This window comes from Streptosporangium sp. NPDC049376 (assembly GCF_044466505.1).
Lineage (GTDB): Bacteria > Actinomycetota > Actinomycetes > Streptosporangiales > Streptosporangiaceae > Streptosporangium.
This window is the reverse complement of the sequence record NZ_JBITMT010000022.1, coordinates 1-21,749: the sequence shown is the minus strand read 5'-3', so window position 1 is coordinate 21,749 and position 21,749 is coordinate 1. Positions and strand designations below refer to the sequence as shown.

19 protein-coding genes and 2 CRISPR repeat arrays are annotated in these 21,749 nt (G+C 68.5%); of the genes, 9 read left to right on the top strand and 10 right to left on the bottom strand.

The genetic code is table 11. From position 1 onward, the window contains the following. Nucleotides 1-258: 258 nt before the first annotated feature. Nucleotides 259-669 (top strand): hypothetical protein, encoded by a 411-nt coding sequence (locus tag ACIBVQ_RS34410; RefSeq protein WP_399182677.1) that lies wholly within the window; start codon nt 259-261, stop codon nt 667-669. Nucleotides 670-681: 12 nt separating this feature from the next. Here ACIBVQ_RS34410 and ACIBVQ_RS34405 read toward each other — a convergent pair whose 3' ends face one another. From ACIBVQ_RS34405 to ACIBVQ_RS34395, 3 genes are all read right to left on the bottom strand, one after another. Beyond that, nucleotides 682-1,326, bottom strand: a complete 645-nt coding sequence (locus ACIBVQ_RS34405) for a hypothetical protein (protein WP_399182675.1) — start codon at nt 1,324-1,326, stop codon at nt 682-684. After that, nucleotides 1,323-2,732 carry an AAA family ATPase gene (locus ACIBVQ_RS34400; protein WP_386189540.1) on the bottom strand — a complete coding sequence of 470 codons (1,410 nt, stop codon included), beginning with the start codon at nt 2,730-2,732 and terminating at the stop codon, nt 1,323-1,325. The genes ACIBVQ_RS34405 and ACIBVQ_RS34400 overlap by 4 nt, the downstream gene beginning before the upstream one ends. A gap of 77 nt (nt 2,733-2,809) precedes the next feature. Beyond that, nucleotides 2,810-3,355: an ATP-binding protein gene (locus tag ACIBVQ_RS34395; protein ID WP_386189541.1), complete on the bottom strand. Its 546-nt coding sequence runs from the start codon at nt 3,353-3,355 to the stop codon at nt 2,810-2,812. Nucleotides 3,356-3,614: 259 nt separating this feature from the next. Between ACIBVQ_RS34395 and ACIBVQ_RS34390 the strand changes: the two genes are divergently transcribed. Next, nucleotides 3,615-6,506: an AAA family ATPase gene (locus tag ACIBVQ_RS34390; protein WP_362911309.1), complete on the top strand. Its 2,892-nt coding sequence runs from the start codon at nt 3,615-3,617 to the stop codon at nt 6,504-6,506. Between the two features lie 488 nt (nt 6,507-6,994). Here ACIBVQ_RS34390 and ACIBVQ_RS34385 read toward each other — a convergent pair whose 3' ends face one another. Next, nucleotides 6,995-7,591, bottom strand: a complete 597-nt coding sequence (locus ACIBVQ_RS34385; protein WP_362911308.1) for a TetR/AcrR family transcriptional regulator — start codon at nt 7,589-7,591, stop codon at nt 6,995-6,997. A gap of 74 nt (nt 7,592-7,665) precedes the next feature. On the opposite strand from ACIBVQ_RS34385, the gene abc-f reads away from it, so the two are divergent. Both abc-f and ACIBVQ_RS34375 read left to right on the top strand, forming a co-directional pair. Further along, nucleotides 7,666-9,165: a ribosomal protection-like ABC-F family protein gene (gene abc-f, locus ACIBVQ_RS34380; protein ID WP_399182813.1), complete on the top strand. Its 1,500-nt coding sequence runs from the start codon at nt 7,666-7,668 to the stop codon at nt 9,163-9,165. Continuing rightward, nucleotides 9,159-10,004 carry a virginiamycin B lyase gene (locus tag ACIBVQ_RS34375; RefSeq protein WP_399182671.1) on the top strand — a complete coding sequence of 282 codons (846 nt, stop codon included), beginning with the start codon at nt 9,159-9,161 and terminating at the stop codon, nt 10,002-10,004. Before abc-f ends, ACIBVQ_RS34375 begins: the two co-directional genes overlap by 7 nt. On the opposite strand, the gene ACIBVQ_RS34370 is transcribed toward ACIBVQ_RS34375, so the two are convergent. Then, nucleotides 9,980-10,786, bottom strand: coding sequence for a class I SAM-dependent methyltransferase (locus ACIBVQ_RS34370; protein ID WP_399182669.1), 807 nt, complete (start codon nt 10,784-10,786; stop codon nt 9,980-9,982). The genes ACIBVQ_RS34375 and ACIBVQ_RS34370 overlap by 25 nt on opposite strands. A gap of 460 nt (nt 10,787-11,246) precedes the next feature. On the opposite strand from ACIBVQ_RS34370, the gene ACIBVQ_RS34365 reads away from it, so the two are divergent. Next, the gene (locus tag ACIBVQ_RS34365) at nt 11,247-11,987 is read left to right on the top strand and encodes a hypothetical protein (protein WP_399182667.1); all 741 of its coding nucleotides are present in this window, start codon (nt 11,247-11,249) and stop codon (nt 11,985-11,987) included. A 231-nt stretch (nt 11,988-12,218) separates the two neighbouring features. On the opposite strand, the gene ACIBVQ_RS34360 is transcribed toward ACIBVQ_RS34365, so the two are convergent. From ACIBVQ_RS34360 to ACIBVQ_RS34345, 4 genes are all read right to left on the bottom strand, one after another. Then, nucleotides 12,219-12,851 carry an AAA family ATPase gene (locus tag ACIBVQ_RS34360; protein WP_362911305.1) on the bottom strand — a complete coding sequence of 211 codons (633 nt, stop codon included), beginning with the start codon at nt 12,849-12,851 and terminating at the stop codon, nt 12,219-12,221. A 181-nt stretch (nt 12,852-13,032) separates the two neighbouring features. Then, nucleotides 13,033-13,404 carry a VOC family protein gene (locus ACIBVQ_RS34355; RefSeq protein ID WP_399182665.1) on the bottom strand — a complete coding sequence of 124 codons (372 nt, stop codon included), beginning with the start codon at nt 13,402-13,404 and terminating at the stop codon, nt 13,033-13,035. Between the two features lie 62 nt (nt 13,405-13,466). Beyond that, complete coding sequence (locus ACIBVQ_RS34350) at nt 13,467-14,357, bottom strand: DnaB-like helicase C-terminal domain-containing protein (protein WP_399182663.1); 891 nt, start codon at nt 14,355-14,357, stop codon at nt 13,467-13,469. Nucleotides 14,358-14,453: 96 nt separating this feature from the next. Further along, entirely contained in the window at nt 14,454-15,032 is a 579-nt protein-coding gene (locus ACIBVQ_RS34345) for an RICIN domain-containing protein (RefSeq protein WP_362782966.1), read from the bottom strand. Between the two features lie 276 nt (nt 15,033-15,308). On the opposite strand from ACIBVQ_RS34345, the gene ACIBVQ_RS34340 reads away from it, so the two are divergent. Together ACIBVQ_RS34340 and ACIBVQ_RS34335 are read left to right on the top strand one after the other, a co-directional pair. Then, nucleotides 15,309-16,592, top strand: coding sequence for a sensor histidine kinase (locus ACIBVQ_RS34340; RefSeq protein ID WP_399182660.1), 1,284 nt, complete (start codon nt 15,309-15,311; stop codon nt 16,590-16,592). A 56-nt stretch (nt 16,593-16,648) separates the two neighbouring features. Next, on the top strand, nt 16,649-17,158 hold the full coding sequence (locus ACIBVQ_RS34335) for a DinB family protein (RefSeq protein ID WP_352015800.1): 510 nt from the start codon (nt 16,649-16,651) through the stop codon (nt 17,156-17,158). Nucleotides 17,159-17,239: 81 nt separating this feature from the next. Here ACIBVQ_RS34335 and ACIBVQ_RS34330 read toward each other — a convergent pair whose 3' ends face one another. Beyond that, nucleotides 17,240-18,853 (bottom strand): M4 family metallopeptidase, encoded by a 1,614-nt coding sequence (locus ACIBVQ_RS34330; RefSeq protein ID WP_399182658.1) that lies wholly within the window; start codon nt 18,851-18,853, stop codon nt 17,240-17,242. A 372-nt stretch (nt 18,854-19,225) separates the two neighbouring features. Here ACIBVQ_RS34330 and ACIBVQ_RS34325 point away from each other — a divergent pair, with 372 nt between their 5' ends. Both ACIBVQ_RS34325 and ACIBVQ_RS34320 read left to right on the top strand, forming a co-directional pair. Further along, the gene (locus ACIBVQ_RS34325) at nt 19,226-19,522 is read left to right on the top strand and encodes a hypothetical protein (protein ID WP_399182656.1); all 297 of its coding nucleotides are present in this window, start codon (nt 19,226-19,228) and stop codon (nt 19,520-19,522) included. Nucleotides 19,523-19,722: 200 nt separating this feature from the next. Then, the gene (locus ACIBVQ_RS34320) at nt 19,723-20,541 is read left to right on the top strand and encodes a phosphotransferase family protein (RefSeq protein ID WP_399182654.1); all 819 of its coding nucleotides are present in this window, start codon (nt 19,723-19,725) and stop codon (nt 20,539-20,541) included. A gap of 116 nt (nt 20,542-20,657) precedes the next feature. Continuing rightward, nucleotides 20,658-21,173: direct repeats of the CRISPR family, unit length 28 nt; unit sequence GGACCATCCCCGCGTGCGCGGGGAGCAC. 307 nt (nt 21,174-21,480) lie between these two features. Beyond that, a CRISPR array of direct repeats spans nt 21,481-21,633; the repeat unit is 28 nt; unit sequence GTGCTCCCCGCGCACGCGGGGATGGTCC. Nucleotides 21,634-21,749 lie beyond the last annotated feature (116 nt).

Here is a 21,749-nt window from a genome sequence, read left to right as displayed (position 1 = left end):
CACAGTGATGGAGCTGATATTTCAGGGCAATGTCAACGTGATATCGATCTCATGACATTAGGCTTTTCCCGCCCTATATCCGCAGCTCAGCGGGCCATTTCGGAACGTCCAACATTGCCGTTCAACACCGGTTACCCCCCGAAAGGGCATGTAACCGGACAGTAGGATTCGGGCGTGGGACACCATATCTGCGCTCTCGTCGTGGCCGGGCGGATCGACGCCGACCGAGCCCGTTCGGTGGGGCTGCGCGCCTAACTCGTGCGCGACGGCGTCAGCGTCCTCCCGATCGACCACTACTTCTCGGCCTACTGGGCCGCGACCCGGGACCGTGACACACGACTCGACCTGCCCGAGGGCCTCCCCGCCACCTTCCCCGGCGAGACGGTGCCGTGCGACCTCGTCCGCGAGGTGACCGGCGCCGAGGAGCCACGGTTCGCGATCATCCAGACCGAGTACTTCGCCGGCTTCGGCGACCAGTGGGCCGTCGCGTTCGCCGGTGAGCGACGGCTGACGACCGGCCAGGCCTCGATCAACGACGCCCTCGCCCTGCTCGGCGTCCAGGCGTCACCCCCGATGGACGAGTTCGACACGATCGGCCTCGGCACCTACCGAAGCAACCCCGACCACCTGGACCGCTACGCCGACCTCTGCGACGAACTCGGCGTCTGACCGGGCGGGGAATCAGCCCGAACTCAGACCGGCCGCCTGGCTCAGACCGGCCAGAAGGTCCTCGTTGAAGCTTCTCCACGAGGAGACCTCACAGATGGGACCCAACGGGTCGATGCGGTCCAGCAACTGACGGCGATGCTCGGGAAAACGCTTCTTGAACTTGTCCAGCCTCCGGCCGGACAGCCCCGAGGCCAGAGCGAGCTTCTCGACGAGCATGGCCTTGGGGTCCGGAATCCTCTCCACGGACGCCGGCTTCGGGAGCCCCAGGTCCATCCTGCCGTTCGGGTTTCCCGCGACCTGCCGGATGTTGCGCTCGTCCAGCATGAGCCACGCCTCGGTCATGCGAATCGGGATGGCTCCCATGAAGGGAGTGTCCGGCATGACCGCCTCGACGGCCTGTCTGATCTCATGCAGACGACGCTCCCTGCCGTCGCCGTCGGCGTCACGGTGGACGATCACCAACTCGTAGACGCCGCCGATCTCCTTGATCGTCTCCAGTTTCGACCTGACCGTCCTCTGGCGCGACTGGGGGAATCTCTCCGTGAGGGGATCGGTGACGACGACCCTGAAACCGTATTCGGTCGCTATACGCCTGATATGAGTTGTGATACCGCCGTCACTGCTTCCTTCGCCAAGAAACAAGACACGCAGAATCACGCGATCCCCAGGGTGAGTTGAGCTCCGGGCGGGGCCGTAAGGTAAGGCAGTATATCCGCCTTGGTAACGGCCCTGCCTGTCGAATTCTCGTTGTCCCGCCAGGAACCCGCGAGAGGGCGCAGTTGGAGCGCGCGCGTCATCGTGCCGTCCGGCGCCTGCCGGATATCCGCCTCGGCGAAAAGAAGATCCTGGGGATCGACCAACTGGACGACCGCGGGCGAATGGGTGTTCACAATCACCTGTCGGAATGGATTGTCCGGCCCCGGCGCCTCTTCGGCGTCAACCGCCAGATCTTCCACCAGATGGACCATCGCATTGAGATTAGCCGGATGTATGCCGTTCTCTGGCTCTTCCATGCACAGAAGACCTTCGACCGACGGGTCCTCCAGGAGAACGCAGAGAGCCAGAAAGCGGAGGGTTCCCTCGGACAGGCTCCTCGCGGGCAGGGCGAGCCCGCCCGACTCGACGAGCTGTACCGTGAGCAGTTCCCGCACGTCGTCCTGGTCGACCCGAAGACCTCTGACGTCGACACCCGACAGGTCGGCCAGCCGACCGGCGACCCTCGCGTAGACCCGCTCCGGGTCACCGTCCTCGTAGGCGATACGGAAAAGCGCCGCCGCGAGATGCCGCCCCGTCGGATCCATCTGACGCCGGTCGACGTAGCGGTCGGCCGTCCGGAGCGCGGAGGGTTCGAGGGCCAGCCGCCGCCAGGACTGCATCTCCCTCCTGGCGGCCAGAATGGTGGGGTCTTCGCTGCTCGTGACCGTGCTCACGACCGTCGCCGGGGCCCGGGACGCGGCGGCGGGAATCGACTTCCACCTGTTCACACCGTCCTGGTGGATGCTGATGATCGGCTGACCGTCGGCGTCCTTCGTCGTCGAGATGAAGGCGGTGCCCGCCCTGCGCCCGTGAAGCACCGCCTTACGAAAGTGACCGGCGCTGTGCCTGAAGCGGAGCTTGTCCGGTGCGTCCCCCAGCCTGATGTGCTGCAGGTTCTCCGTCAGAAGGCTCAGGCGGCCGATCTTCTCGATTCCCCCTGGGGGAATGTAGCCGATCTCCAGCTCGTAGCGCAGAAAGGTGGTCGTAGGCGTGGCAGGACGGCCGAAATCATCTTCGATCTCGCCCGGGACGATCATCTCCACCGCGAACCGCATCGTGTGATGGGCACCGGAATATCCGTTCCAGAATAGGTCGCGAGGATCACCCAGGCGTTCACCGTGAACACCGCGAACCTCCTGGGCGGCTTCGATCAGAGACTTGTCCGCCAGAAGGCTGATGAATTGAATGGCGTCGAAGATATTCGACTTTCCGGTGCCGTTGACGCCCGCGATACATGTGAAAGGACCAAGATCCACCTCGAACTGCAGGAGATTCTTGAATCCGTCGACCTCTAGTCTTGTAAGCATCAGCGCCTTCCCACCCGCCCCATGTTATCGACGGGAGGGAAGCACGTCCCACCGGACGACGTGTCCCTTACGAGAAATCAGCCCGTCAGGGTGTTGCTCGGGGAGTGGGTGGTGCCGACCCTGAACCACACGGCGCCGCCCATGTCGCCGCAGTGCGAACCCCAGTCGGCCGACAGCAGGTCCACCAGGAACAACCCCCGGCCGCCGAGGCCGTCCGCCGTCGCCTCCCGTACGGCGGGGCCACCCGTCGCCGACCCGGCGTCGAGCACCTCGACGTGGACCATGCCGTTGCCCACGCCGACACGCACCGTCACCAGCCCCTCCTCGTGACGTGCCGAGTCGGAGTGCACGACGGCGTTGGTGACCACCTCGCTCAGCAGCAGCAACACGTCGTCGAGGAGGTCGGCGCAGGACGCGCCGTCAAGGTCCTCAAGCAGCTCACGCACCCACGCACGGGCGTCGGGAACCGAGGAGGGCGTGGCCGCGAACGCGCGCAGGCCGACCGGGCGGACCGTACCCCACCGGGCGTCCCAGCTCGCGTCCCACCGCGCGGCCCAGCACCTGGCCCAGCAGGTCGCCCACCGCCCCGGGGTCCTCTCCCGGCACTCACCCTCAAGGAACACGCACGGACGAGATTGCCGATGCGCCGTCATGGACATTTCGCGTCCTCATCGTCTCCTCGTCATACCCCCCGTCCGAACGTCAGGGGATGCCCAACAGCCGTACCGAAGCACCATCTCCCTGGGACCAACACAACGCAATCCGTAGGAACCTCCGTAGAGCTACGTAATCCACCGAAAAACTGGTGTTCACAACCACTATGAGTTCACTTACGCTTTCACTCCACGTGGTGCTGCACGGCGATGCGGACAGGGGCATGCGATGGCCACGGCTCCAAGGCACGAGGCGTACGGTCCGGCGCGAACGGCGTCACCCGTCCTCGTGGGACGTGAGACCGAGCTGGAGTCACTGACCGCGACGCTCTCCGAACAGCCCGCGGTGGCCATGATCGAGGGCGAGGCCGGAGTCGGCAAGAGCAGGCTGCTGAGAGAGCTGCTCGGCCGTCCCCCGCTGCGGAACCTGCGCATCATGCTCGGCCGCTGTCAGTCTCTGCGGGAGCCGTTCCTCTACGGTGCGGTCATCGAGGCGCTCGGCGGCCTCGCCCACCCGCCCGTCCCGCCCTCCCTGGCCCGCAACCGGCTCAACCCGGTCACCGGCGTGCTGCGCGCGCTGCTGCCCGAACTGTCGGCCTACCTGCCCGAGGCGCCGGAGCCGACCGGCGACCCGCGGTCGGAACGCCACCGGCTGTTCCGCGCCGTCAGGGAACTGCTCTCCGGCGTCGGGCCCGCGCTGCTCGTCGTCGAGGACCTCCAGTGGGCCGACGACGGCTCACGGCACCTGCTCCGCTTCCTGATGGCCGACCTGCCGCGCAACCTGTCGATCGTGGTCACCTACCGGCGCGAGGACGTGCCCGGCGGGGTGCCGCTGGGCAGCGCCTACCGTCCCCCGCCCGGCGCGGCGAGCATCCTGGTGAACCTGCGCCCCCTCGACCGCGCCCAGGTGCGCGTCCTGGCCGCCGCCCTCCTCGGCAGGACCATCTCCACCCGGTTCGCCGGAAAACTGTACGAACGCACGGCCGGCATCCCCTTCGTCGTCGAGGAGACCCTGCTCGCCCTGCGCGACTCGGCCGAGGGCGGCCGGGCGACCCGGCAACTGCTGGAGAACGTCGAGGTCCCGGTGCTGCTGCGGGAGGCCATGGCCGAACGCCTCACCGGCATGCCCCTGCCCGCCGTACGGCTCGCGCAGGCGGCGGCCGTACTGGAGACGCCCGTCGACGCCGGGCTGCTGAGCGAGGTCGCCGGGCTGACCGAACGGCGTTGCCACGAGGCTCTGGCCTCCGCGCTCGGCAACGGCGTGCTGTACGAGATCGACGAGCGCTCCTACGGCTACCGCCACTCGCTGGCCCGGCAGGCCGTCTACGACACGCTGCCCGGCTACGACAGGCAGCGGTTGCACGCCCGCGCGCTGCGGGCGCTCGAACACCGCGTCCCCAGGCCCGTGGTGCGGATGGCGGAACACAGCCACCACGCCGGGGACGCCGCGCTCGCGCTGCGCTACGGCGAGCGGGCCGCCGACCTGGCCGCGCAGGTCGGCGACGTCTCGGCGGCCACCGGCCTGCTCCAGCGCCTGCTGGGATACCCGGGACTGCCCGCCCGCGACGTCGACCGGTTGGCGGTCAAGCTCGGCCAGGTCGCGCACACCGGTCTCGACCAGTACGACCCGGTGGCCACCCTGGAACGGCTGCTGAGCGACCCCCGGCTCTCGACCGCCGCCAGGGGCGAGGTGCGGCTCTTCCTCGGCATGCTCCTGGTGCGGCAGATCGGCGGTCTCGAAGCGGGCCGCGCCGTGATCGAGACGGCCCTCGACGAGCTCGGCGAACGCCCCCACCTGCTCGCCAGAGGGGTCTCCGTCCTGGCGCAGCCCTTCTACGGCACGGCTCCGGTGGCACAGGTCCTGCTGTGGCGGGAACGGCTGCGCGAGCTGATCAGGGCCTCTGAGGGCGAGGTGCGCCTGTCCCTGCTGGCCAACCACCTGTCGTCGCTGATACAGACCGGCGACCCGAGCGTCCTGCGGGAACTGGCGTTCCTGTCGCCCCCCGCCCCGCTGACCACCGGCGAACAGCGGCACCTCGCCCGCGTGCACTGCAACATGGCCGACGCCTGCACCTGCGTCGGCCACCACGACCAGGCCAGGACCCTGCTGGAGACGGGCCTGCGGCTGGCCATCGACTCCGGGGCGCCGTTCGTCGTCAGCACCGCCCGCGCCTCCCAGGCCAGGCTCTCCTGGTTCCTCGGCGAGTGGAACGGCCTGGCCGAACGCGCGACCGACCTGCTCGACGAGTACCACGACCTGTTCCCCGTCGCCAGCGAACTCTCCCTCGTCCTCGGCTCGCTGGCGATCGTCCGCGGCGACTGGGAGGAGGCGGAGGAACGCCTGGCCGTGACCGGCGTCGCCGCCCCGCACGACGCCATCACCCCGATCGCCATCGGCGGCTTCGCCGGCCTGGCCAGGCTCAGGCTCGCCCAGGGGCAGAACGCGCTCGCCCTGGCCGAGATCGAACGCGGCCTGGCCGTCGCGCGCGCGAAGGGCGTCTGGTCCTGGACCGGGGAACTCGTCCCCGTCGCGGTCGCCGTACTCGTCGAGGTCGGCAGGACGGACGACGCCAGGCAGCTCACCCGGGAACTGGAACGCAACATCAAGGGCAAGGACACCCCGATGGCCGCCGCCGCGCTGGAGATGGCCGGGGCCTGGCTGGCCCGGGCCTCCGGCGACCCGGCCCTGGCCCTCGACGGTTACGAACGGGCCAGGGACCTCTACCGCGCGCTGCCCGCGCCGTACTACGCGGCGCTGGCCGCCGAACAGGCCGCGCTGTGCCGGATGGACCGGGGCGGCGCCGAGGCGGCGCGGGCGACCGAGGAGCTGTCCGCGCTGGCCGACGACTTCGCCGCGATGGGCGCGCCCCGCGACGCCGACCGGTGCAGGTACCGCCTGCGCAGTCACGGCACGGTCAAACCGTCCAAGCGGGGCCGCCGGGGGTACGGCGACGTACTGTCCCCCCGCGAACAGGACGTGGCCAGACTGCTGGCGAAGGGCCGGACCAACCGCGAGATCGCCCAGGCGCTGTTCCTGTCTCCCCGTACGGTCGAACAACACGTCGCCAGAACCCTCAAGAAACTCGGCAAACAATCCAGAACCGACCTGCTCGACGACTGACCCTTCCCCACGGGGGCCGTGGACCGGAGACCGTGGGCCGGGAGCCACGGGGTCGTGGGGTCAGTGGGGTCCGTGGGTACGGCGGGCAAAAACCACGTACCCCTACGGATGTCGTCCCGGATTGTTCGGCGTCCGCCGTCGGCACAGAGTTGTCCATGACGCCCTCCCACCTCGTGGAGTACGGAAAGGACTGCGGTGCCTCCCGGGACGGGCAACGGCGTCCCCCGTCTCAGCGGGGTCTCCTCGGTCGGTGGGAGGGCGGAAACGGCATCTTCCCCCACCCACCACACGAGGTTCGGGAGCCAGGGATCGGCAGTGCTGTTGGGAGCCGCCGGGTAAGGGCATCCCTGGATGCGAGTGGCCCCCGGGGCTCGGGAAACCCGGGGGCCTGGCGCACGTCTCTCCCAAAAAGCGCGGGAGACCCACGTCGATCCGTGCCCGGATCGGCCGTCGCCGACGGCGGGCCGTTCGCGGGCCGTGGTCGGGGTCTACGGCTGGAGTGCCGAGAAGACGCCCGCGCGGGCGGCGGCGGCAGCGGCGTCGGCCGCGCGTACCGCGTCGTGTTCGGTGACCGGCTCGTGGGTGACGAACAGCCGGTAGTAGACCGGGGCGACGGCCGTCCTGATCACGTCGGCGCCGTCCGTGCCCGCGGGCACCTCGCCCCGTTCGACGGCCCGCCGTACCACTTCGGCCGCCTGCTCGTGGCGGGCCGTGAAGAAGTCGTGCAGGGATCGCGCGGCGTCGCCGTTCTGCACGGCGGCCGTCACGAACGCGGCGGAGACCGGGCCGGCGACGGGGTCGGCGAACCCGCTCTGCACCAGCCGGACGATCTCCCGCAGGTCCTCCTGGAAGGAGCCGGTGTCGGGCATCGGCCACGGCTCCTCACGCGCGAGCTCCAGCGCGTCCGCGATCAGCCCCTCCACGCTCCCCCAGCGGCGGTACACGGTCGTCTTGTGGACACCTGAGCGGATCGCCACGTTCTCCACCGTCAGTCCGCCGTAACCATGTTCGGCCAGTTCGGCGAGGGTCGCCTGCCGTACGGCGTCGCGCACGCGAGCGCTGCGACCACCGGGACGCTGCTCCAAAGTCTACTCCAGTTGCATTAGGCGCCTTGACCCTGCTAGCCTAAAGCAACACGAGTTGCGATTGGAGTTCTTCACTGACCACACAGCTCTCCCTCAAAGGAGTCTCGAAGTCCTACGGCGAACGCCGGGTCCTCAACCAGGTCACCCTCAGCGTCCGCCCCGGCGAACGCGCGGGGATCGTGGGCGAGAACGGTTCCGGCAAATCCACGCTGCTCCGGATCATCGCCGGGACGGAGACGCCGGACGACGGCGAGGTGACGGTCTCGGCGGCGGGTGGCGTCGGCTATCTGAGCCAGACCCTCGGCCTGCCGGGCGACCACACCGTCCAGCAGGCGATCGACGCCGCCCTGGCCGAGCTGCGCGCGCTCGAACGCGGCATCCAGGAGGCCGCCGAGGCACAGGACATGGACAGGTACGGCGAGCTGCTCACCGCGTTCGAGGCCAGAGACGGCTACGAGGCCGACGCCCGGGTGGACAAGGCGACGCACGGGCTGGGTCTGTCACGGATCGAGCGCTCACGCGTGCTGTCGAGTCTGTCCGGCGGCGAGCAGGCGCGGCTGGGGCTGGCGTGCGTGCTGGCGGCCTCGCCGGAGATCCTGCTGCTCGACGAGCCGACCAACCACCTCGACGAGGCGGCGGTGGCCTGGCTGGAGGACCGGCTGCGCGAGCACAGGGGCACCGTGGTGACGGTCTCACACGACCGGACCTTCCTTGACCGGGTGGCGACGGCGATCCTCGAAGTCGAGGACGGCACGACGACCAGGTTCGGCGGCGGTTACAGCGGGTTCCTCGCCGAGAAGGCGGCGGCCAGGCTGCGCCGGGAACAGGCCCACGCCGACTGGCGGGAGGAGATCCGGCAGGTCAAGGAGTTCGCCACGACCACCGCGCACCGCGTCGCCGTCGGCCGGGCCATGAAGGACAACAACAAGATGGCCTACGACCGCAACGCCGGGCGCGTGCAGAGCTCGGTGGCCTCACGCGTACGGCAGGCCCAGGAGCGCCTGCGCCGCCTGGAGGAGAACCCGGTCCCACGCCCGCCCAGGCCACTGCGCTTCCACGGCACGTTCGCGCCCGCCGGTGGGCGCACGGGCACGCTCGTGCGCCTCGACCGGTTGCGGATCGCGGCGGGCGACCGGCTGCTCATCCACGGGCCCAACGGCGCGGGCAAGTCGACACTGCTCGCCGCGATCGCGGCCGAGGCGGGCGCACGGACCGGCTACCTCCCGCAGGAGGTGACGTTCGATCCGGACAGGACGGTCATCGAGACCTACGGCGGAGAGGAGGAGGCGCTGCTGGCGACCGGCCTGTTCCCTCCGGAGGCACTCGAACTCAAGGTCGGCGCCCTGTCGGTGGGACAGCGACGACGGCTGGCGCTGGCCGTACTGCTGGCGGGCGAGCACGACCTGCTGCTGCTCGACGAGCCCACCAACCACCTCTCGCTCACTCTGGTCGAGGAGCTCGAAGAGGCGCTCGACGGCTACGGCGGCGCACTCGTGGTGGTCACGCACGACCGGGCGCTGCGGCGCCGTTTCACCGGCACGGAGATCGAAGTCTCAGGGGGCGACATATGTTGATCAATGGTTCACCTTACGGCGTCGTCACCGGTTCCGACGGCGCGCTGTGGTTCACGCTCGTCCATCAGGGGCGGATCGGGCGGGTCGTGCCGGGCGAGGAACCCACGATCTTCCAGCTCGATCCCGCCGACGGTCAGCCCACGGTGATCACCGCGGGGCACGACGGGGCGCTGTGGTACACGGAGTTCGCCGGTGGCCGGATCGGGCGGATCACCCTGGACGGCACGGTCACCGCCTTCGACGTGCAGTCGCCGTACGGCATCGCCGCGGGCCCCGACGGGGCCATGTGGTTCACCCAGCTCCAGGGCGACCGGATCGGACGTATCACCACGTCGGGCGACATCACCCTCCACCGGCTGCCGACCGAGGGCGCGATGCCGTCGGCGATCACGGCGGGACCCGACGGCGCGCTCTGGTTCACCCTCAACCAGGGCGACGCGATCGGCAGCGTCACCGTCGACGGCGAGGTGACGCGGTACGCACTGCCCACACCGGGCGCCGCTCCGGTGGGCATCTGCGCCGGACCGGACGAGGCGCTGTGGTTCGTGGAGATCGGCGCGGGTCAGGTGGGCAGGATCGACACCTCCGGCGCGATCGGCGAGTTCCCGCTGCCCGACCGCGCCGCCAGGCCGCACGCCATCGTGACCGGCCAGGACGGCGCCCTCTGGTTCACCGAGTGGGGCGCGGGCAAGCTGGGCCGCGTCACCACCGAGGGCCGGATCGAGGAGTATCCCCTGGAGGGCGCCGAACCCCACGGGCTCACGGTCGGGCCCGACGGCGCGATCTGGGTCGCGATGGAGTCCGGAGCCCTGGTTCAGCCCAGCCTCACGGCCTCATAACACTGTGTGGTCCAGTCGACGGTCACCAGGTCGTCGAAATCCCGGTGAATCATCGTGGTTATTCTCCCGATCAGGGACTCGCCTCTCTCCGGCCCGAGCGTCTGGAAATAGGACGTCGAACGCAGGTAGGCGCCGAATTCCGCGGCCCTGAGCGTCTCCTGCCACGGAAAAAGAACGCTGCCGAGATATTCGAACCCGGGATGCGCGTCCAGTTCGTCGCCCGGCCAGGTCTCCGGATCCTGGATCACCTCGGCCTCGGCCCCGGTGATCGGCTCGGCGGGCCGCTCAAGGTCGGACAGCCCGAAGTCGTCGTAGATCGCGCGGATCGCGGCGACGACCTCCTCCTGCCTGAGCGGGCCGCAGTTCCAGACCAGCCCCAGGAACCCGCCGGGCCGCAGCAGGGCGGCCGCCCGGTCCATCCGGGTCTCCGGGTCGGTCCAGTGCCAGGCCTGCGCGCTGACCAGCCCGTCGTACGGCCCGGCCGCCGCGAACGACTCGAAGGTCGCCACCTCGACCCCGACCTGTCCCCCGGCGCGGCTCGGCAGGATGGCCGCCATCCGGGGATCGGGCTCCACGGCCGTCACCGTGAGCCCCTGGTCGACGAGCCCCATCGTGACCTTCCCCGTACCCGCCCCGACTTCGAGCACCTTCGGCCCGGGGAGCCTTCCCGCGATGTACTCGAAAAGCTCGTCCGGATAATCCGGCCGAGCGTCGTCGTAAACCTGGGCGACACCCCCGAATGACAGAGTGTGCCGTTCCGTGTACGCCTTATCGTCCTCCATGGAAATCACTCTATTTCCCGAAGGCGATTTTCGTTGCACGGACGAACTTCTTCCATCGACCATTTCCGTTCGTTCGGCCTCGAAACGGGTTCGTTTCGTTCACGGAACGCTTGGGAACGACGGATAGCGCTGAGCCTTTCCTGTCCCGAAGTCACAAACTGGAGCGGTCGGCGTCTCGTGGGGGTGCCAGGCGCCCAACTGTGCGTCGGCCCGCTCGCCGGAACTGCGCAGCCCGGCGTGGCCGCCATTCGCGTTCCTCTGCGAGATCGGCCTTGCCTCGTACGGAACGTACGTGTTCACCTACGCCGAGGAACCTCTTGCCGGCGAGGATAATCAGCCCGAGGCAACCAGGCCGCACAAGACGCCTCAGACGCGAAGCCTTCAGATCGCACATCGCTCCGTTCCCATCACATCAACGACCTGAACCCCAACTGGGCCTGATCACCGAAAGGAGGACACCATGAGAAAGGCTCTCATCGTTACCCTCATGCTCGCGACGGCCACGACCATGTCGGCGTGCAGCGGCGCCAACGACTCGCAGGTCTCGACGCCCCAAGCTTTTTCCCACACAGAAAGCAGGGGGGAGCTTGATATTTCTGTGCTCCGTACAGCGGAATACGACTTTCCTGCGTACAAAACACCTGAGGCGCTCGCAGCAGCTCGGCCCATCGTTGCCGCAGGCGTCATCGACGGCTGGCAGCAGGGCCCGATTCTCGACAGCGGTACTGGAACGCTCGATTATCGCATCGTTTTGCGAATGCGCGTAACAGATCCACTCAAGGGCGTCAAGGAGAGGAAAACAATTCCAAACGGAATCATCTTCATCGAACTCTCTCAAGGTGCCGTCCTCAGCGATCCGGCAGTTCCTCCGAAGCAGTGGAAGCCGTATAAAACCGTCGCGGACTTCGAGAAGGCCCTACCCGTCGGCACCAACGTACTCGCGTTCCCTCGGGAGCGACCGGGCCAGGAGCAACCGGTGGTTGACCCCGGTGAACCACTGCCGGCCGGAGCCGAGTTGATGCTGGTTCCTCCTCAAGGCTTGATCCTGGAGGACCCGAAGCTCTCCCGGCGGCAACCAAGTGAATCCACAGCACTTGTCGGCGGCCTTGAGGACCTCAATGTCGGCGGCTCCGCCTGGCTCGAACAAAAGAATATCCAAGGCATGGTTTCTCGCCTGAAAGAGCATGGGTTCGACGAGTAAGGCGGAGCGAGGCTCGGGCTTGGCTCAAACGGACCACCACCTTCAGGTTTGAAACAGTCCCACGCTTCGTGAGTGAGCCTTTTCCATCTCCCCGCCGGGCATTCTCAAAGCAGTCTGTGGGGAACCGCTCGGGCCAAGCTGGAGCGCCCGGCGACCTGCTCGGTGTCGGCTTGCGCGTCCTGCACTCCTGTGGACCGCTCTGATCTGCGACTTCAAGATGGAACGGCTCACTCAGTCGAAACGAATGTGCCTGAGGCCCGTCGCCGCCCGGCGGACACGACCCCGTAGTCGGCCGTCGGTGTTCGGGGCGAGCTTCAGGCCGGTCGAGGCGGCGATCCGGTCGGCGACCTGGGCGACGGTGATGTGGTCGGTCCAGATGTGCTCGGCGAACTCCTCACCGCGCAACCGCTCCAGGCACCGGTCGAGCTTGGCCACGGCGAAGCTCTCCCTCCTCAGGGCGACCTTGCGCCCCGCGAAGAACCGCACGACCTGGCCGAAGCCGCGCTCACGCAACCGCCGCAACACGGTCGCCCGGTCGGCCAGCAACGCGAAGTGCCGTACGTCATGGCCGTTATCCCGCAACCGGCCGACGATCTCCCTGAAGTACTCCGGCTCAACGACCGTCATCGGCACGATCACCGGCCCGTCGTGCTTGCCGAGGACCAGCTCAAGCATCTCGTGAACCCCGCGCCGCCAGGCGGGAAGGTCCTGGAAGTCGCCCCGCAGCTCCGGCGGCAGCATCCGGTGCAGACCGAACCCGACATGCTCCGGATCACAGATCACACTGCCCGGCAACCGCCGCCGAAGCTCATGAGCCGTCTGCGTCTTCCCGCCCCCAAAAGGCCCATTAACCCAAACCAACATCCCCCGACCCTACGACCCCATCCCCGCATGCGCCGGGAGCACCAGTACGACATCACGCTCCCGATCAACCCCGGGGGACCATCCCCGCGCGCGGGGAGCACTTTCCAGTGGTGGGCGTCGATCCTGTCTAGTTGGGGCCATCCCCGCGCACGTGGGGATCGTTCATCAGCAGGCCCCCGCCTCACCCCCTGAGCAAGCAGAACGGGTGGCCAGCCGGGTCTGCGAAGATCCTCCAGCCTCGGGGGTCCGTGTGGAGCAGGGTGGCTCCGAGGCTGAGGACCTCGTTCTGGGCCTGGTCGAGGTCGGGGACGTCGATGTCCAGGTGGAACTGTTGCGGGTGCGCGCTGTCAGGCCATCGGGGCGGCCGGTAGTCCTCCACCCGCTGGAACGCGAGCACAAGACCGGAGCCGGTGTGCAGGGTCGAGAAGTCGTCGTCGACCGCCCACCGAGGATCGGGCCGATTGACCACGCCGCCCAGAAGCGCCCGGTAGAACCGTGCGAGTCCCAGAACGTCCGGGCAGTCCAGAACCACGCACTGCAGCCTGCCGATCATCGAAAACCCCTTCGCCAACAACCCGACAGCGCGCGGCCGTCCGCCCACCGCGAGCCGGAACATCAGCCGTGCGGAGACACGTCCACATCGTGTGGCATGTCGACAAAGCGACCGTAGTGCCCCTGGAAGGCCACGGTGACCAAGGCCGTGGGGCCGTTGCGGTCCTTGGCCACGATCAGGTCGGCCTCCCCCGCGCGGGAGGACTCGCGCTCGGCGGCGTCGTCGCGGTGCACCAGGACGACAAGGTCGGCGGTGCGGGCGACGGGGGCGCACAGGTCGGTGTACATGTCCGGCGGTCGGTTGGAACCCGCCTCGGACGGGAGGTCGAGGTCGGTGGAGACGATGATGGGGACCTCCAGCCGTACGGCGAGCGCCTTGAGGGTCTGGACGGTTTCGGCGATCTCCTGCTCGTGGGTGCCACCGCGCGTGTCGGGGCGGATGTGCCGCAGGCCGTCGACGGCGACCAGGCGGGCCGCGGGCTCGTCGGTGCAGGCACGGGTGATGCGGGCGCTCAGCTCGCCCAGGGTCCAGTCGGCGGGAGTGGCCAGGAACAGCGGGGCTTCGGCGATGCGGGGTGTCACCTGGGCGAGCCTGTCGCGGTCGATGTCGTGCAGGGTGCCGCGGCGTATCGCGTGCCGGCTGACGCGGGCCTCGGCCGAAGCGATGCGGGTGAGCAGGTCACGCCGGGAGGACTCGTAGCTGACCAGCAGAGTAGGAGTGTCGTCGGTGAGGGCGGCGCCTCGGCAGAAGGCGAGCAGCAGGGTCGTGCTTCCCACGCCGGGACGGGAGGCCACGACGGACAGGGTGCCGGGACTCAGGGAGACGAGAAGGGCGTCAAGGTCGGTGATGCCCGTGAGGACACGGCCGGAAGGCCGACTCCGAACGGCGTCGAGGTGCTCTAGAAGACCGTGGAACTCCTCGCGGACCGGGGCTGGGGCGGGGTCGTAAGGCATGGCGGTCATCTTGTCAGCCGGTACCGACACCCACCGGTCGCCGCGCGAGGACCTGTCAGCGGTTCCGCAGCGCGGCGGCCGGTCATGACAGGTGGTTCAGAGGAGCTTCCACTCCTGGTAGGGCAGGTCGTTCGAACAGTCCTGCTGGACCACGAGGACGCCGTCGGTGAGGTTGCCTCGCGGGACCGTCAGGCACTTGCCGCTGTGACGGGCGACCAGGCTGAAGTAGCCGTTGGGCCGCTGGACGAGCTTCCACTGCTGCTGGGTCGTGCGGTAGGTGGTGTCGCAGGCCTGCTGGATGACGGACGCCTGGTCAGTGGTGGCCCCTCCCTGGACCTCCAGGCACTTGCCGCTGTGCTGGGCACGGATCGTGTAGTAGTTGTCCGCGACGAACCCGTCCGCGAGGTCGCTGTTGTAGGCGGCGACGAGGTTCCACGTCTGGTTGTCGGGGGCGTCGTAGCAGTGCCACTGCTGTACGGGCTGCCCGGCGGCCTGGTTCGCGCCGGGGACGTCCAGGCACTTGCCGCTGTGGTTGACCATCAGCTTCGCCCTGAACAGCGGGGCGGGGACCGAGGTCGCCGCCGACGCGGCGGGGGCGACGGCCGGCATCGCCCCGCTGACTGCCAGGGCGCACAGACCGGCGGCGATTCGTACGGTGGAGATCGTTGCCTTCATCGTGATTTTTCCTTTTCGACCGATTCGGGAAGATCACTCAAGCATTTCCAACACCGTATGTAATGAATCAAACACGTAGAGCTTTGTCCATCGTCGATTTTCACGTCCAGGCCCCACGCCCAAACCCCATGAAGGTCGTCAGGGTGCGGAAGCCGTACCACTCGGCCGGTGACCTTTCGACCACGAGTTCACCCCCGGAAGGGCATTTGACCTGGCGTTTGTGGTGGTCCTGGCACAGTCGGACACATGGCGCGCGCTCACTCCATCAGAGCCCGGATGACGATCACGACGGTGGTCGCGTTCGGCCTGGTCATCCTGGGTGGAGCGGCGACGATCTCGGTCACCTACCCGGCGCGGGTGCGGGCCCAGCTCACCGACCAGGCCGCCGCCGCCAGCCGCCACCTCACCACCATGATCGACGACCGGCGGTTCCCCGGGCCGATCCCACCGCAGGGCGATGTCCGGCTCCTGCAGATCGTGGACGACCAGGGCCGCGTCCTGGTCTCCTCCCGCAGGCTGGAGGGCCGCCCGCCGCTGACTCGGGCCAGGCCGACCGGAGGCGACTCGCGGGTCGACGACCGGGTGTGCGTGGGGTCACGTTGCATGGTGATCGTGGGCACCAGCAACCGCGCCACCGTGTACGGCCCGGTTGTGGCCTACGCCGCCATGGAAGAACCGTTCATGGTGAACTCGCCCCTCCTGCCCGCCCTCCTGTTCGGCTCGTCCGCGCTGCTCCTGGCCCTGATGGGGTGGGGCGCCTGGTACGGCGTCGGCCGCGTCCTGGCACCCGTCGAACGGATCAGGCAAGCCCTGGAACGGTTCAGCGCCGAGGACCTCAGCGGACGTGTCGAGGTTCCGTCCACCGGGGACGAGGTGGCCGAGCTGGCCGCCACGGCCAACGAGACGCTGAACCGGCTGGAGAACGCCGTCGAACGGCAGCGCCGCTTCGTCTCCGACGCCTCCCACGAGCTGCGCACCCCGATCAGCGGTCTGATGGTGCGCCTGGAGGCGGGGATGGAGGAGCGTACCGAGGCCGACTGGCGGGCGGCCCTGGACGACGTGCAGCGGTTGGCCGACATCGTGCAGGACCTGCTGCTCATGGCCCGGCTCGACGCGGGGGCGCCCGTCTCGCAGGAGCGCTTCGACCTGGGACGAATGGTCGAGGACGAGAGCGGGCGGCGGCCCTGCCGGCTCTCACTGACGCTGGACGTCGAGCCCGGCGTGTACGTGCGGGGCAACCGGCTGCGGCTGGCCCGCCTGTTCACCAACCTGCTGTCCAACGCCGACCGGTACGGCGACTCGATGGTGCGGGTGGTCGTACGGGGCCACGGCGATGAGGCCGTACTGGAGGTCGTGGACGACGGTCCGGGGATTCCACCGGAGATGCGGGAGCGGGTGTTCGAACGGTTCACCCGGCTTGACCGCACCCGCTCACGCGACGCCGGAGGGACCGGGCTCGGGCTGCCCATCGCCCGGGACATCGCCCGCGACCACGGCGGCGACCTCAGCGTCGGGGACGGCCCGCAGACACGGCTGGTCCTGCGGCTCCCCCGGGCCTGACGATCGACGTCCGCTTCGGCCGTACGGCGGGCCTGTCCGGCGGTTAGGTTCCGGGCATGAGCCTTTACGAGCGACGGCCTCCCCTCGTCGCGGATGAGCGGACCCAGCTGGTCGGGTGGCTGGACCTGCAGCGGGTGCTGGTGCGCCACAAGCTGGAGGGGTTGCGGGCCGAGGACGAGCACCGTGCCGTACTGCCGGAGTCTCCGCTGATGACACCGGCCGGGCTGGTCTCGCACATGCGGTGGACCGAGCACTGCTGGTTCAACGTGATCTTCCTCGGTGAGCCCGAGGAGACGAACCCGCAGTTCCGGAAGGATCTGCCGTTCAACGCCGACATGATGGCCGACGGCGTACCGCTGGCCCGGCTGCTGGACGAGTTCGAGGCGCAGTACGCGCGTTCGAACGAGATCACCGCGGCCCACTCGTTGGACGACGTCGGCGGGCAGCCGGACTACGCCCCGACCCTGCGGTGGATCCTGATCCACATGGTCGAGGAGACCGCCCGCCACGTCGGCCACCTGGACGCGATGCGCGAACTCCTCGACGGACAGAAGGGGTACTACTGACGGCGCCAGGGCGGCTCCAGGAGTGTCCCCGGACGCGTGCCGATTCCCGTCCGGGGTCCTCCTGTGGCCGTCATGTGTGCACTACGGGCAGGTCGGTTCGAGGAACTGGGCGTGCACGCCGACGGCGTCCCACGCGGCCTTGGTCGCGCTGAACTCGTAGGAGCAGTTGAAGTGCGTCTTGGCCGTCCTGAGTGTGGCGATGCGCGACGCGCGGTGGGTCCACGGCTGGGTCTTGCCCTGCAGCCCTCCCATGAAGATCAATCCCGCCTTCTGGATGCCGATGCCGACCACCTCCACCGGCCCGCCCGAGCAGATCGGGGAGCTGGGCTTGCCGCCTCCGGGGTTGCTGCCCTCGGCCAGCAGGTAGAACCAGTGGTTCTGCGGCCCCGCAGCCTTGTGGGGATCGATGTTCGAAGGCAACGGGTAACAGTTCGGGTCGCCCGCGAGGGAGGGGTTGTACATGTAGCGGATCGGCCCGGTGCCCACCAGGTTGACCTCCTCACCGACCAGGTAGTCCGGCGGGTCGAGGGTGGCGGGCTCGTTGGCGTACGCCTCGGTCAGCGCGCCGAAGATGTCGCCCGCGGACTCGTTCAGGCCGTCGGTCTCGGTGCCGCTGCCCGCTCCGCCCGGCGTTCCTTGGAAGATGGCATGCCCGTACTCGTGGCCCACCGTGTCCAGCGAGGTCACCTGGCGCAGGTTGTCACTGGAGTGGCCGAAGCTGGTGTAACTGCCGTTCCAGAACGCGTTGACGTCGTTGAGGCCGACCCGGCCGGGGAAGCCGTGGCCCAATCCGTCGTGACCGTTACGACCCAGCCAGTTCTTGAGCATGTTCCACTGGGTCTGCGCGGCGAACATGACGTCCACGCAGGCCGTCACGAGGTCGGTCCCGGTGCCGTTGCCCCACGAGTCGGAGGCTCGGGCGTACACCTGCCCGCTCTGGTTGCCGCACTTGAGGCCCGGCCGAGTCAGGTCGGACATGGTGTACGACCCGAACGATCCGGACGTGGAGATGGTGACGGGATTGCCGTTGTAGTAGCTGTTGCCCGTACCTTCCCTGACCTCGTCCACCTTGTCGATCACCGCGCCGGTGCGGGCATCCACGAAGACGTGCAGCACGCTCGGGCCTCTCGTGGTCGCGCCGGACACGTCGACCGCCCAGGCCAGCCGGGGTGTCGCCGTGGTGGCGTGGACCACCAACGCGGGCGCGCCCGCGCTCTCCACGGTGGCGAGCTGGGATCGGGCGATCGCGACGGCCCGCTCGCCGGTGACCTTCGCCACGGTGCCGACGGTGATGTCGGCCGTCTGCCCGGTGGTCACCTGCTGGACCACGCCGCCCGACCGGTCGGTGCCCACAACGACCTCGCCGCCGTACACCGGCAGCCCCTTGTAGGTGCGTGAATACCGCAGATACTGCACGCCGAACGCGCCCGTGACGTTCTCGGCCAGGGTCAGCGTCTCACCGCTTCCCTTGTGAAGCCGCTTGGCCTGGGCCGCGATGGCCACGTCGGCCGCGGACTCGGCCCGCAGGCGGGACTGGGGGTCGGAGGGGGCGAACACCGGCGTGCCGGCGGAGGCGGCCTTGCCGTACGGCACGGCACCCGGTGCGGCGGCGAGCGCGCCGCTGGACGTCGAGGCCGCGGTCATGGCCGCCGCCGCCAGCATGGCGATCGCACCTGTCCTGTGAATGCGGTTCACTCTCGATGACTCCTCTCACAGTTCCCTCGGGGGGTGAAGGGATTGCAGAGAGCCCGGATGAAATGGGCCTGAACCTGCCCTCAAGCTGACCCCGTACACAGGGCGGGAATACCCTGCAACTTTCCATAGAATGGCGTTATGGAAACGTTTACGGATAGCACGGAACACCTTTTCCGATCATGTCCCAAGAGTTACGGCAACCCGAAAACTCTCCGACCGGATGACCTTCACCGAACCCGCGGAATAGCTAAAACGGTTCACCAGGGAGTCGACGGGCGGCGGCCACTCGTAGCCGCTTTCACCGGTGGCCTTTCCCCTCACGGGCCATAATGGAATGATCCACTGCGACCGGGATCGGCCGAAGGGAAGTGTATGAACGCCAAGGTGCTCGCTTTCATCGGCCTCCTGTTGGCGGGTTCAGGCGTTCTCGCCGGAATGATGCCCGTCACCTCAGAAGGAGAGGAATGCGGCTCGGCGTTCTTCGAGACCGATGTCTTCGATTCCATCACGTCCGGGGATGAACCCTCTCGGGACATCGGTTATCGGAGTGGCTGCACAGACACGAGAAGCCTCGTCCGTATTCCGAGCACCGTCCTCATCGTCGCCGGCGGAGCGACATTAATCGCCGCCTCCCTCTCCACACGAAAGACCGACCCGGAAGGCGAGTGACCGAAACTCCGTCACACGCGTGCACGGCCGACCGTTCCGATCCCGCCACCGGGGCAGACGTCATACCGATCATGTGAGGACACGGAATGCCCGCCGTACCCGACCCGCCCGAGAAGAACGTTTCCCGTCTGCCGAACGGCGCCCTTCGATAACCTCGTCCCGTCCCATCCCGGACAACGGAGAAGGCGTACGGCGAACGCATGGCCGACCGGTTCAGCACCCACGACCTCGAACTCGGCGACAACGTCGTGACCAAGCGATACGCGTCGTGGGACCGGGGAGAGCCGCACCGGGAGTGGACGGCGTTGACGCTCCTGGCCGAACACGCCCCCGGCCTCGCCCCCACCCCCGTGAGGGCCGCGCTCGACGCCGACCCACCGACGATCACGATGAGCAGGCTCCCCGGCCGTGTCCTGCGCGGAACACACGCCACCGACGAGCAGATCGGCGCGCTGGCCGCCGCCCTGAACCGGCTCCACCGGATTCCCGCCACGGTGGCGCGGACGCTCCCGCCCGCCCCCTGGGGTCCCGCCGTGGCCGTGAACAAGGCCCGTACCTGGGCCGACAGGCGTCCCGACCTCGGCGACGACCCTCTTGTACGGCACGCCTACCGCGCGGGAGTCGCCTGGCTGTCCTCGACCGCCCCGGACGAACTCACCGTGAACCCGTTCCCACCCGTCATCGGCCTGGCGGACGGCAACCACGCCAACTACCTCTGGGACGACCACGAGCGCCGGATCCGGCTGGTCGACTGGGAGGACTCCGGCCACAACGACCGCGCCTTCGAACTCGGCGAGGTGGTCGAACACATCTCTCGCCTCGACGGCACCCTCGACGCGGAGAAACTCCTGGCTCACTTCACCCTCACCCCGGAAGAGGCCAACCGCGTCCACGGCTTCCGCCGCCTCATCGCCCTGCTGTGGTTCCTCCAGTTGGGCCCCACCGGCCCGGCCACCCCCCACAACCCACCGGACACCCTGAGGCGCCAGGCGAAAAGGGTCGTACACCTCCTCACCTGACGCCCTCACGCCGGGACCGTCACCCACTCGCAGGTACGGCAGGCGCACCCGCTCCGACCGGTCGCCGGCAAGCCTTCGGCAGAGGTCACACCGCACAACGCCCAACGAACGAACGCGGCTCTTCCCCGCATACACGGGGAGCACTCCCAGCCCCGGTTTGCCGCCGTGGTCATGTAGGGACCATCCCCGCGTGCGCGGGGAGCACCGACCGGGCGCCATGGGGAGCGCGAGCGCACGGGGACCATCCCCGCATGCGCGGGGAGCACTCGCTGATCCGACCACGTGTGCGCTCGTCATCGGGACCATCCCCGCGTGCGCGGGGAGCACCCGATCGAGGCGACCGGGTTCTCGGTGTCGGCGGGACCATCCCCGCGTGCGCGGGGAGCACCCTGCGCCCCAGCGAGCTGCGGACCGTCTACGCGGACCATCCCCGCGTGCGCGGGGAGCACCTCGACGAAGACCTCGCGGCTTGTGATCAGCAGGGACCATCCCCGCGTGCGCGGGGAGCACTGTCCGTCCGCGCGCATATACACCCGCAAGGAAGGACCATCCCCGCGTGCGCGGGGAGCACCGATAGGAGGGGAGAAACCGTGACAGAACCGGCGGACCATCCCCGCGTGCGCGGGGAGCACCCTCGCCGACCTGCGGGTTTATCAGCGCAGAGGGCCGAAATTCATCACTTTCATCGACTTGGACATACCGGACACACCATCAAGTTCACCGAGACAACGCCGACCACAGGCTAACGTGCAACACGACACAAAACCCCCTGATCCACAAGCACGCCCCAAGACGGGAAACCCACCCACCAGAAAGCCACGCCGCCGCCCTTGCCCTCAGAGTCCTCCACACCCACCAAACAACATGCCCGAAATATCCGACTCAACGAAAGTAATGATTTTCAGCCCTCACCGCCGACAAACCCGCAGGTCGCCGAGGGTGCTCCCCGCGCACGCGGGGATGGTCCTCCAGCAGGCGGTGTCCATGACACCGTCTGGAAGTGCTCCCCGCGCACGCGGGGATGGTCCCGCGACGCGATCGTCGCCGCGATCCGCTACTTCGTGCTCCCCGCGCACGCGGGGATGGTCCCGCAGCGTTCGAGCAGTACTTGCGCCTAGGAGCTGTTCGGGGTTCGGATCTCGGTGGGGCCGGAGAGCGGGCTGGCTGTGGCTGGTAGAACTCGGACGTGGCGCGTTTTGATGTGACGG